Source organism: Shewanella sp. DC2-4, assembly GCF_013248875.1.
Taxonomy (GTDB): domain Bacteria; phylum Pseudomonadota; class Gammaproteobacteria; order Enterobacterales; family Shewanellaceae; genus Shewanella; species Shewanella oncorhynchi.
Genome location: NZ_JABRVR010000002.1, coordinates 2,951,654 through 2,963,392, shown reverse-complemented (window position 1 = coordinate 2,963,392; position 11,739 = coordinate 2,951,654). Strand labels below are relative to the sequence as shown.

At 44.8% G+C, this 11,739-nt stretch carries 9 protein-coding genes and 1 other RNA gene; 6 read left to right on the top strand and 4 right to left on the bottom strand.

What is annotated here, in order from left to right:
• The first annotated feature begins 290 nt into the window (after positions 1-290).
• Positions 291-515, top strand: coding sequence for a TIGR02922 family protein (locus HQQ92_RS13655; RefSeq protein WP_028760777.1), 225 nt, complete (start codon positions 291-293; stop codon positions 513-515).
• A 176-nt stretch (positions 516-691) separates the two neighbouring features.
• On the opposite strand, the gene HQQ92_RS13650 is transcribed toward HQQ92_RS13655, so the two are convergent.
• Entirely contained in the window at positions 692-1,273 is a 582-nt protein-coding gene (locus HQQ92_RS13650) for a TetR/AcrR family transcriptional regulator (RefSeq protein WP_173246058.1), read from the bottom strand.
• Positions 1,274-1,406: 133 nt separating this feature from the next.
• Between HQQ92_RS13650 and HQQ92_RS13645 the strand changes: the two genes are divergently transcribed.
• Complete coding sequence (locus HQQ92_RS13645) at positions 1,407-2,474, top strand: alkene reductase (protein WP_173246056.1); 1,068 nt, start codon at positions 1,407-1,409, stop codon at positions 2,472-2,474.
• A 72-nt stretch (positions 2,475-2,546) separates the two neighbouring features.
• On the opposite strand, the gene HQQ92_RS13640 is transcribed toward HQQ92_RS13645, so the two are convergent.
• Positions 2,547-4,964: a Lon protease family protein gene (locus tag HQQ92_RS13640; protein ID WP_173246053.1), complete on the bottom strand. Its 2,418-nt coding sequence runs from the start codon at positions 4,962-4,964 to the stop codon at positions 2,547-2,549.
• 519 nt (positions 4,965-5,483) lie between these two features.
• Here HQQ92_RS13640 and HQQ92_RS13635 point away from each other — a divergent pair.
• Together HQQ92_RS13635 and HQQ92_RS13630 are read left to right on the top strand one after the other, a co-directional pair.
• Positions 5,484-8,204, top strand: coding sequence for a bifunctional diguanylate cyclase/phosphodiesterase (locus tag HQQ92_RS13635; protein WP_254306330.1), 2,721 nt, complete (start codon positions 5,484-5,486; stop codon positions 8,202-8,204).
• A 99-nt stretch (positions 8,205-8,303) separates the two neighbouring features.
• A complete protein-coding gene (locus HQQ92_RS13630; RefSeq protein WP_173246050.1) occupies positions 8,304-9,542 on the top strand; it encodes a DEAD/DEAH box helicase in 1,239 nt (412 codons plus the stop codon).
• Positions 9,543-9,724: 182 nt separating this feature from the next.
• Here the strand turns inward: HQQ92_RS13630 and ssrA are convergent.
• Both ssrA and smpB read right to left on the bottom strand, forming a co-directional pair.
• Positions 9,725-10,080: a transfer-messenger RNA gene (gene ssrA, locus HQQ92_RS13625) on the bottom strand.
• A 71-nt stretch (positions 10,081-10,151) separates the two neighbouring features.
• Positions 10,152-10,643, bottom strand: coding sequence for an SsrA-binding protein SmpB (smpB, locus tag HQQ92_RS13620; RefSeq protein ID WP_006080832.1), 492 nt, complete (start codon positions 10,641-10,643; stop codon positions 10,152-10,154).
• Between the two features lie 278 nt (positions 10,644-10,921).
• Here smpB and HQQ92_RS13615 point away from each other — a divergent pair, with 278 nt between their 5' ends.
• Together HQQ92_RS13615 and HQQ92_RS13610 are read left to right on the top strand one after the other, a co-directional pair.
• Entirely contained in the window at positions 10,922-11,359 is a 438-nt protein-coding gene (locus HQQ92_RS13615) for a type II toxin-antitoxin system RatA family toxin (protein ID WP_028760728.1), read from the top strand.
• Positions 11,349-11,681 (top strand): RnfH family protein, encoded by a 333-nt coding sequence (locus HQQ92_RS13610; protein WP_106651167.1) that lies wholly within the window; start codon positions 11,349-11,351, stop codon positions 11,679-11,681. Before HQQ92_RS13615 ends, HQQ92_RS13610 begins: the two co-directional genes overlap by 11 nt.
• Positions 11,682-11,739 lie beyond the last annotated feature (58 nt).

Here is an 11,739-nt window from a genome sequence, read left to right as displayed (position 1 = left end):
CATAAAAACGCATCTTTATTTGTGTCTTATATGTGATCGATAGTGGGTAATTGATTAACATAATAGAAATAGATTGGCATCTTTTTGCCGAAGTGCTTAAATAGCCCAAGGTGTACAGTAGAAGACAGTATTGTATCCAATAAAAAATCATAAAATTTGAATAAGACCTTAAGTAATTGATTTAAAATGTTTAAAATATCTTTCTGGATATTTTAAAATGTTGAGGACAGGGAGCTCTCTTGCGACGTAAATATAACGCAGTAGATGCTGCTTAATGTGAGTTAAATGTGATGCAAGCAAATCAAGCGACTGTAACTGTTTTATATTATGATGCGCCCGTAGGGTTAATTATGCACAACGCCGTATTAGGTAATTTGCCAGTGAGTGAAGCTGGGCGTGTGATGATACCTGCAAGTTTCCGCAAGGGAAAATCTATCATTGCTGTACTTGAAGGTGAGTGTAAGATATTGAATTCATTAGGCGAGCGAGTGTTTGCTCAAGCTAATATAGGTTAACATTTTAAACTAATCGTCATTCTTGGGACGAATAATTCGCTTTGCTAAATTATCGTCCCGACATTTTCTGCAAAAACTCTATTCAATCCATCTATTTCTATTAATGTTAGCGCTTGTTCGCTTAATCATATTCGGTTAGTCATTCAGATATTTACTGTCCCACAAATTAACGCACTTTAATGGCAGACTTCTACCAGCAATTGGTCTGCAAGATACTGTAAGGTTTCGGCATTAGGATGGGTGTGGGCGAAGGTTCTTAAACCATAAATTCCCATCATTAAATATTGGGCTCTTTGCTCGCTGCTGCGATCGCCTTGGAGGAGTCCTTGTAACGTTGCGGTGGCAAATTGTAGTGTGAGTGCTTGCTGCCAAGATTGTAGATACTGATTGATGATGTCTCGGATCTCAACATCTTGCTCTGCAATTTCATTTAACGCTTTTGTCAGTAAGCAAGCTTGGGCGCTATCGCAACTCAGACATTCAATAACGAGATGATCTAAGTAGGTTTTCAAATTAGTCAGCACATTCTCGCCATTGCCGAATAGATTGTTGAATTGCTCGTTTCTGTCGAGTTGATATTGCTCAATGGCCGCGATTAATAACCCGCGTTTATTGGTGAAGGCACAGTAAATCGACCCCGGATGTAATCCCGTGGCTTGAGTAAGATCTTGCATGCTCGTTTTGGTGTAACCCTTGTGCATGAAGGCGGCCATAGCGCCGCGAAGTACCTGTTCTCGGTCGAACTCTGCATTACGCATCGAATTTAATTCACTTGTATAGAAACGCTCAGGCCAGATTCTACCTAAATTTGAACAAACATTCAAAAATGAACTTGAATGATCGTTCAAATAATAATATCTTGAATGCATATTCAAGAATGGAACTGAGAAAATGACCACACAAACCACGCCAAATTCATTGGTAAATCTGTTCGATACCTACTTACTTAATGACACTATTACCTTAAATAATCGTATCTTAATGGCACCTTTAACCCGTTGTATGGCGGATGCCGATTTAGTGCCGACCGATGATATGGTTGCCTATTATGCACGCCGCGCTGAAGCGGGTTTGATCATCACAGAGGCGACGATTATTCGTCCCGATGCTCAAGGTTACCCAAATACCCCTGGTATTTTTACTCAAGCGCAAATTGCTGGCTGGCGTAAAGTGACCGATGCGGTACATGCCAATGGCGGTAAGATTTTTGTGCAGTTATGGCATACGGGCCGCGTCGCTCATCCACACTTTTTCGGTGGTGGCGATGTGCTTGCGGCATCAGCGCAGAAAATTGAAGGCAGCGTGCCAAGAATGCGCGAACTGACTTATGTCACACCAAAACCTGCCACACTTGAGGATATTCAAGGCCTAGTGCGTGATTACGCCAAAGCGGCGGAAAATGCCATTGAAGCTGGGTTCGATGGCGTCGAAATCCACGGTGCAAATGGTTATTTAATTGATACTTTCTTACACCATGACAGCAATCGCCGCACCGATGAATACGGTGGAACACCTGCCAATATGTCCCGTTTTGCGCTTGAGGTTGTCGATGCTGTTGTGGCTCGTATCGGCAAAGACAGAACCGGTTTACGGATTTCTCCAGGGGCTTATTTCAATATGGCGGCAGATAGTCGTGACCGCGAAGTGTTCGATTACTTCTTGCCTGAGCTGGAATCCCGCGATATCGCTTTTGTGCATATTGGGATTTTCGATGACAGCATGGAATTCGATTATCTTGGTGGCAGAGCTTCAAGCTATGTGCGCGCACACTATGGCAAAACCTTAGTGGGAGTTGGAAGCTACAGCGCTGAAACCGCCAGTGAAGCGATTGCGGCGAATAAGTTTGATTTGATTGCTATCGGTCGTCCATTCATTGCTAACCCTGACTATGTTGCTCGCGTGCGTGATGGCGTTGAACTTGTTCCTTACAGCGACGAAATGCTAGCAAGCTTAGTGTAATTTCGCTTAATAGCTTTATAAAGAAAGGGTTAGCATGTGCTAACCCTTTTCGTTTGTCTCTCTCGTTTTTATTTAATCCGCTTTAACTAAGGATCTGAGTGCGGTGAGTTTTTGCTGAGCGATCCCGAAAATGCTCTCGGGAGAATATTGCCCTTGGCTAGGTGTGGCCGTTTGCGGCAAACTGCCCGCGGTTTTACCGAGCAGTAATTCCATTGCTTGAGTCACATGGGTAATAGCCCAAATATGGAATTCCCCCTGTGCCACTGCATCGACAATGTCTTTGCGCAGCATAAGGTTGGCCATGTTCGAGGCTGGAATAATCACCCCTTGCTCCGGCGTACGGCCTTTTATTTTGCAGACATCGAAGAAGCCTTCAATTTTTTCATTCACGCCGCCAATGGGCTGAGCCTCACCAAATTGGTTCATCGAACCTGTGATGGCAATATCTTGCCTAATTGCTTGCTCGCTAATAGCCGAGATAATGGCGCAGCATTCGGCCATCGATGCGCTGTCACCGTCCACTCCGCTGTATGATTGCTCAAAGGTGAGGTAAGTGGTGAGCGGGATTTGCGCCGTCTTACCTAAAACTGAGGCTAAATAAGCGGTTAAGATCAACACGCCCTTAGAATGGATCCGGCCTCCAAGTTTGACTCTGTGCTCGATATCCATCACTTCACCCTTACCAAACGCAGTGGTTGCTGTGATGCGATTGGGCATACCAAACTGATGATCTGAGGTCGAGATGACGGATAAGGCATTGATTTGCCCAACCACTTTGCCCTGAGTGCTAATCAAGGTCGTGCCGTTGGTAAAGCTTTGCATTATGTTGTCGTGCAGACGCGAGACTCTTTGCTCCTGATTTCGCAGTGCTTGCTCAACGTGCGATACTAAAATTTGCTGACTGCCCGAAGATTTAGCGCAGTAGTTTGATTCCCGCAGCAGGTTGGCAATATTCGCCGAGTGTAGCGACAGTTTTTGTTGATCTTCGGCCTCCCGCGAGCTGTATTCGATGATGCGTGCTATAGCCGCACGGTCGCAATGTAGCATGTTGTTGTCGTGAACTATGCTCGAAATAAAGCGGGCATAGTGCGCCTCAGAAGTTGAGGTTCTGTCCATCACATCTTCAAAATCGGCGGTAACGCGGAATAACTCACTGAAGTCAGGATCATAGTGCTGTAACAGCTGATAAGTTTCGTGATCGCCAAACAGAATAATTTTCACATCTAAGGGGATAGGCTCAGGCGCCAATGAAATCGTGCCCGACAGTGACACTTCCCGCTCCAGCGAACTTAAATCGAGTTTGCGTGAACGCAGGGCGCGTTTTAACCCGTCCCACACGTAAGGGCGTTCTAACACTTTTACCGCATCCATCAATAACACGCCGCCGTTAGCTTTGTGCAGACTGCCAGAGCGGATAAGTGAGAAGTCGGTGAACACTGTCCCCCTGAAGGTGGCATTTTCCACATAGCCAAATAGGCTGTGATAACTTGGGCTTTCTTCTACGACAATAGGGAATTTTTGAGTCCCTTGAGCGACCAAAACGTTAACTTGGTAGCGGCGGGGCATTTTCTTTTCAAGGGAAGCGTAGGCTAGGCCCAGTTGTTCTTCACTTTCTTCTAAAAAGATATCTAAATTGTCTAAGATATCCGCCTGCATACCGGTTAAGAAAGTCCGCGCTTCGGGCTGGTGCTTGAACTTATCTTTGAGTGGCTTAATAAAATGGATTAATACTTCTTTGGCGACTTGTTCGTCGTGCTCTTGCTGCTTGTCGCTGAATTCTTCTTCCCATTCAGTGATTTGGCGAATAATACCGCGCAGTTTAACTTCTAGGCCATTGATATTACTTTCAAATTGACTACGTTCAGTCTCAGTCAATGCTTCGAATGAAGCTTCGTCATGGGGTTCTTCACCATTGAGCGCTACCATTTGATAGTCGCCCTGCATGGTTAAACTGAGGCTGATGCCTTTTTGTTTCGCTTCTTCGGTTAATTCAGTGAGTGCGACTTCTTGCTTCTGTGATAATTGGCTTTTGAGCTTTTCGGTGCGGGCATAATACATTTCATTATCAAAGGCTAAAGGCATAGCTTTGACAAGTTTAAGCATCAACTTTTCGACGGCTTTTTTAAATTCAAGTCCAGTCCCTGCGCTCAGTTTCAGCACTTTAGGGCAACGGGTATCATCGAAATTAACCACATAGCACCAATCGTACAGGGTATGGTCGTTTGGCTCGTGACGGCTTAGGTAACGCAGCATCATGGTCCGTTTGCCGAGGCCGTTCTGACCTATGGCGTAGATGTTGTAACCCTTTTCTTTAATTCCCATTGCAAACTCTACCGCTTGCTGGGCGCGTTCTTGGCCGACAATGTCATTGAGAGGTGTGAGTTCTGCTGTCGATTGGCAATCTGTGCTTAATTGGTCGAGTTCGCAAATGCGATATAATTGTTTACTGTTGAGCAGGGTAGCTTGGCTTGATACGACGTCAGTGGGCATAAATATCCTTGGTTTTTCAGCCTTATTATTTCCATTGTAGACAATAAGATAGCATTTTTGTCAATCAAAATTCTGTTATTGCTGATATATGTCTTTAGGGATGGTTTTCTCTCGCTAAGAAAGTGCTGAATTATCGGGGGAAGACTTAATTGATTAAGTCTAACTAATTGTTACTCAATAAACTTATCGCGATACTGACACTAAAATTTTGTGCTAAAGTAGCAAATGCAATGTTAGTTGGATTTACCCGTGCAAGCAGTCTGCTGAGTGTGAGTAAGTTAGTGTGAATTTTGATGGTTTGACCTCTACCACCCTAAAAGGTGGATATGATGGAGTAAGTTTTAGATCCAACCTTAGTGCCAATTGAGATGTATTGATTTGATGTTAAACGTAAAATTTTATGAGATTTTACTGCTTGGTTAACGTTTTCCCTCTGTAGCAATATTGGGCATGTGTTTAAGGTCTTACGGTATTCTCGCCATAGGCCGATTGAGCAGTAACGAGATCTGAGTTGGCAAGATGATGATAGATGTACCTATTACGCAGCAACAGCTGGATAACTGGTTGAGTGACTTAAATTTAGTCGCTGAGATATCAAGCAGTAAAGCAATGTTATTAGCATGGAATGCTGCGGGTGAACTTAGCAGCATGTTAAGTTCAGACTCTGCGGCTGAAAGTGAAATACAGGCAATACTCAGCCACTTAAGTGGCAATCATTTGGCTAACCCCCAGCCTGCTATAAGCCAGTCCGTTGTGATGCCCTCAATGCTCACACCATCAGAAATCGTTTCAAATCCCTTTGATGTTATTGATAAACCTACTATTTCCCCTCTAAGCAATGCTAAGTTGTCCAGCTTGAGTGAGCCAATTTCAGCATTGCCCCGATTAGGCAGTCATCAAATCACGGCTGCATTATCTGTATCACAGCTAACTGAACAGGTACGTGAGCCTCTGTTAATTATGGATACTCGGCAGCACTCAGATTGGCACACTTGTAGCGCAATCGGCAGCGTGATTTGTTTGTCTCTCGCTTGGCCATCTGGGGCTAATTTTGGCTTTTTATGCTTCTATCATAACAAGGCTCACGGCGTAGATTCAAAAACGCTACAACTCGCTAAGCTTATCAGCGATAGCATTCAACACCAGTTAGGCGAGATATTGAGCCAACATAATGCGGCTGAAGCATTAAGCCGAGGTTCACCGAGTCGTGTCGATACGGTCGATTTACAAACTTTTATCGATAGTTTTGACGAACATATTTGGATGAAAAATGCCGCAGGCATTTACACTCTTTGCAATCGTAGTGTTGAGAATGCGTGGGAAATGCCCCGTAGTGAGATTGTTGGTAAATCCGATGTTGAACTCTTTGGTGCTGATATTGCAGAGATTTTTCTAGAGGGTGATAGGCTCGCTATCGAGTCTGGTACGCCTATCATTGTCGCTGAGTGTTTAGATGGCAGTGAAGCTAAAAATCATCTTTGGCTAGAAACGCTAAAACTCCCAACGCTCAATGCCCAGGGTGAGCTCGTGGGCGTTATCGGTATGACTCGCAACATTTCCAAGCATAAAGCAGTTGAAGAACAGCTGACACTGGCGACAAATGTGTTTAAAAACTCGGTTGAAGGTGTGGTTGTGACCGACCGGCATGGCAATATTACCGACGTTAACGGTGCATTTTTTGAGATCACAGGTTATGTGAGGGAAGAGTTACTTGGCCAGAATCCTCGGATTTTTAGTTCGGGTCGGCATGATAAAGATTTTTTCGATAAACTCTGGAATACCTTGTTTACTCAAGGTAAATGGAACGGTGAAATTTGGAATCGGCGTAAAAATGGCACGATTTTTCCGCAAAATATCACCATAAGCACTATTTATGATGACGTTGGAGATGTACGTTATTTTGTCGCTGTGTTTGCCGATATTTCAGCCCAGAAAGAGAATGAAGCGCAACTCACGCACTTAGCGTATTTTGACCCGCTAACGCATTTGCCCAATCGCATGAAGTTCATGATGCAGCTTAAGCAAGAAGTGCGACAAGCTAAGCGGCTGAATTTGCAATTAGCGACTGTGATGATTGATGTCGATCTGTTCAAGCATATCAACGACAGTTTTGGCCACAGTATAGGCGATGAAATGTTAGTTGAGCTTGCCAAGCGTTTACGCAGCCAAGTAGGCGATCAGGATGTGTTATCACGGATTGGTGGCGATGAGTTTGTGGCATTGATTTCAGGGATTGACAATAGTGCCGATGCCGCAGTTGCCATAAATCAATTGCGCCAAGTGTTTGAGCAACCTTTTATTGTGAGCACGGGCGACCACTTACGTTTAACGGCGAGTATGGGCGTTTCTTTGTATCCAAATGATGGAACCGATGCGGACACTTTACTGCGTAACGCCGATGCGGCCATGTATCGTGCCAAAAATGATGGCCGCAATAATTATGCTTTTTATACTGAGTCCTTAACTCAACAATCTTTTGAGCATCTTAAGCTGCAAAGTGCCCTCTATGGCGCGATTGAGCAAAATGCTTTGTACTTAATGTACCAGCCAAAACTCGATTTAGTGACTCGACAAACCGTTGGATTTGAAGCATTACTGCGTTGGCACGATCCTCAACTGGGGTTGATTTCGCCTGCGGTATTTATACCCGTGGCGGAAAAAATTGGTCTTATCCATGAAATTGGCTTATGGGTGTTAGAAACCGCCTGTCGTCAAGGCATGCGTTGGCTTGGTGAAGGCAAACATTTTGGCCGCATTGCGGTGAACGTGGCAGGACAACAGTTACAGCGCAGTTCCTTTGTGGATGATGTGAAACGTGTCTTAGCTGAAACGGGTTTGCCCGCAAAGCATTTAGAGCTTGAAGTGACCGAAAGTGTGATGATGCAGAATCCTGATCTTGCTATCCGTGACTTAAAGCGACTTGGCGATCTGGGTATCGAATTATCGGTTGATGATTTTGGTACTGGCTATTCATCGCTCAACTATTTGAAAAAACTGCCTATTCATAAATTGAAAATTGATCAATCTTTTGTGCGGGACATTCCCTTCGATACCAACAATACCGCTATCGCTAAGGCTGTGATTGCGCTTGGACATGCGTTGAAGCTGGAAATTATCGCCGAAGGGGTTGAAACTAAAGAGCAAGCTGATTTTCTGCAACAAAACCAGTGCGATCAAGCCCAAGGTTATCTTTTTAGTCGTCCGCAACTAGCTGCAGATCTCGACGCATTTTTATCGTAAAACAAGTTTGCATATAACAATAGGACTAACGCTATGTCGCTAGTCGCTTAGGGTTGTGTCTGCTAAAATTCTGGCCATTATTTTCAGTGGTTAACCGCAATGTCTTTTAGTGCCTTACCCTTAAACTCCACGTTAGTGAATACCTTAGCGGCTCTTGGCTATGAATCGCCAACGCCTATCCAGTTAGAAGCGATCCCTGCCATCTTAGCTAAACGTGATGTTATGGCTGGCGCCCAAACGGGTACAGGCAAAACCGCTGCGTTCGCCTTGCCTATCTTGCATCATTTGATGACACTCAGCCCTACGCAAGAGTTAACGGCTGTGAGACCCATACGCGCATTAGTCTTAGTGCCGACACGTGAGCTGGCTGTGCAGGTGCAGCAGAGTTTTGTTAAGTACGCTAAAGGGACTGATATTCGTATCGGCATCGCCTACGGCGGCGTGAGTATCGATGCGCAGGTTGCCGTGTTTAATGCAGGGATTGATGTGTTAATCGCAACACCGGGCCGCTTACTTGACCACCTTAGGCAAGGTGCATTAAATCTTAAGCAATTGAGTGTGCTTGTTTTCGATGAAGCTGACCGTATGCTCGACATGGGGTTTATGGATGAAATTCAAGCCGTGCTCAAGCAAGTACCGAGTGACAGACAAACCCTGTTATTTTCTGCCACTTTAGATGCCGCTATCTTCAGCTTAAGTAAAGCTTTACTGCGCGATCCCAAGTTGATTGAAGTTGCCAAGCGCAACACGACCGCTGCCGAAATTGAACAAGTGGTTTATGCCGTCGACGCCGACCGTAAAACCGAACTCGTCAGCCATCTGGTACGCAGTAAAAACTGGCATCAAGTGCTGATTTTTAACCGCACCAAGCAAGGTGTCGATAAACTGGTTCAGCAGCTCAATAAAGCCGATATTATTACTCAGGCGTTTCACGGTGACTTGTCCCAAGGCGCGCGCGAGAAAGTTTTGCAGGAATTTAAACAAGGTAAGATTCAAGTGCTAGTGGCAACGGATGTCGCCGCCAGAGGCTTAGATATCGTCGAGCTAAAATATGTGATCAACTTTGAGCTACCCTTTATTGCCGAAGATTATATTCATCGTATTGGTCGCACAGGTCGAGCGGGTAGTGCAGGGCTTGCCATCACCCTCTTTAGTCAAGAGGACGCCCTATTATTGGAAGAAGTTGAAGTTGTGCTCGACAAGCGTCTACCACAACAATGGTTACTAGGCTTCGAACCCGACTTTAATAAGATGGATACTGAACCTAGACGTAACGGCAAAGCGGCTCAGAAGCAAAGAGCGAAGAAACGGGCTTTGGGTGGAAAGGGGAAAAGGTAGGTTTTTAGGTGCGGCGTCTGAATGGCTGAATCTAATAGAGATTAGATCAAGTGACATGATTCATTTATTGATGCCAGTTCAGTTCCCGCCGCCGCATTTGAATCGATAGCTCGAAATAAGTAATCGCATGAAAGTTCAAACAAAAAGGGCTTAACCTTACGGTTAAGCCCTTCTGGTAAAATTGGTGGAGGCGGCGGGACTTGAACCCGCGTCCAGAACACCTACATCCAAGGCACTACATGCTTAGTCTCTCTTTTAATTAACCCGAATAAACTCCGAAAGACAGGATTTCATCGGGCGAGTCCGGTACTATTTCGCGGTTCACCCCCGGACGGAGTTCCCTCGCTATCAAATGTAAGATGACCATCTGTATACACCGCCCATTTGAGAGACCTGTGTCAGATGGCTAGCTAGCCTAAGCTGCTAGAGCGTAGTTATCGTCGTTTGCAACTATAACTGTGCGGCTTTTTACGAGGCCAACCGCCCCTCGGCATGCTCCCAGGGTTTCGTGAATCCTGTCGAATCCAGAATCGCCCCCAAGAATTTGATTGTAACCCGTAGCACTATGATTACCTAGCATCATTTGCTTCAAGTTCAATCGTTTGTTCATTATCCGTGCGTTTTTTCTTTTTTCATCACGCGGGCTTTTTCAACTTCCCATTCACGCGCTTTAGTATCTTCGCGCTTATCGTGATCTTTCTTACCTTTACCTAGGCCAATTTCCACTTTTACCCATGCACCTTTACGCCAGTACATTGAGATAGGAATAATAGAGTAGCCTTGGCGCTCAACTAAGCCCGCTAGTTTATCTAGCTCTTTACGGCTGAGTAGCAGTTTTTTCAAACGTAGGGGATCGCAGACAACGTGTGTCGATGCCGTATTCAAGGGAATAATGGTGCAGCCATGCATAAAGGCTTCGCCATTTTTCAGGAATACGTAACAGTCGGACAAGTTGACCTTACCCATACGGATAGATTTCACTTCCCATCCCATAAGGGATAGGCCGGCTTCCATTTTCTCTTCGAAACGGTATTCGAAGGTTGCGCGCTTATTACGTGCGATAGTCGCAGGCGCGGCTTTGCTTGAATTTTTCTTTACCATAGTGGCGCCATTATACGCACGGTGAATCAATTTGGTATTGATATAAGGGTTTATTTAGTTAATTTCAAGCCTCTATCGTGTTGTTGCTGGTTTTTTGAACGTGATTAGGGTGTTAAGTATCAGCCTAAGTGCACAAGGGGTGCGTTTTTTACGTATCGTGATAAAATCCGTGCAAATTTTGATTGCTGGCCTAAGTTGTTTATTGCACGTGCGTTATTTTCGTGCGTTTGAGTTTGCTTAGGTCGCTGTGAATACGTTAGTGAAGAGTACTAAGTCCTATGCCGCAAATTTCTCGAAGTGTGTTAGTCCGTTTTAGTGCGATGCAAATGTATGACTTAGTGAATGATGTCGAGTCGTATAAGGAATTTTTACCCGGTTGTGTGGGTGGCAAAGTCTTAGAATTTGATGGTAAGACTATGCTGGCATCTGTTGATGTGAGTAAAGCGGGGATCCGTAAGACATTTACGACTCGCAACCAAGTGGTTCCTGGTAAGAGTATTGATTTAACATTAGAAAATGGGCCCTTTAAGCATTTATTGGGGCAGTGGCGTTTTACTGAGCTGACTGAAGAGGCCTGCAAGGTAGAATTCGAGCTGAGTTTTGAGTTTTCAAGTTCGTTAGCCGATATGGCCTTTGGTAAAGTGTTTAATGATCTTATGGTATCAATGGTGACGGCATTTACGAGTCGCGCTAAGGTGATTTACAGTGACAAATGAGACAGATAAGTTTGTAGTTGATGTGGTTTACGCCTTGCCTACACAGCAAAAAGTGATTTCGGTGAATGTGAATCCCGGCACGTCGGCGATTGAGGTGGTGCGTTTAAGTAACATAGTGAGTTTTTTTCCTGAGATCGATTTAGAGACGGTTAAGCTCGGTGTGTTTAGTAATGTGGTTAAGCATGACCAAGTGATTTTACCGGGGCAAAGGGTTGAGATTTATCGTCCTTTGATTGCTGATCCTAAGGATGTGCGTCGTCGCCGAGCAGATAAAGCTAAAGATGAAGGCCGCGCGAATAAAGTGACGGGCGGACGGGCTTAAATATTGACATCATTGCTCAATAAAAAAGCGCCCTTGGGCGCTTTTTTGTATTTGATTG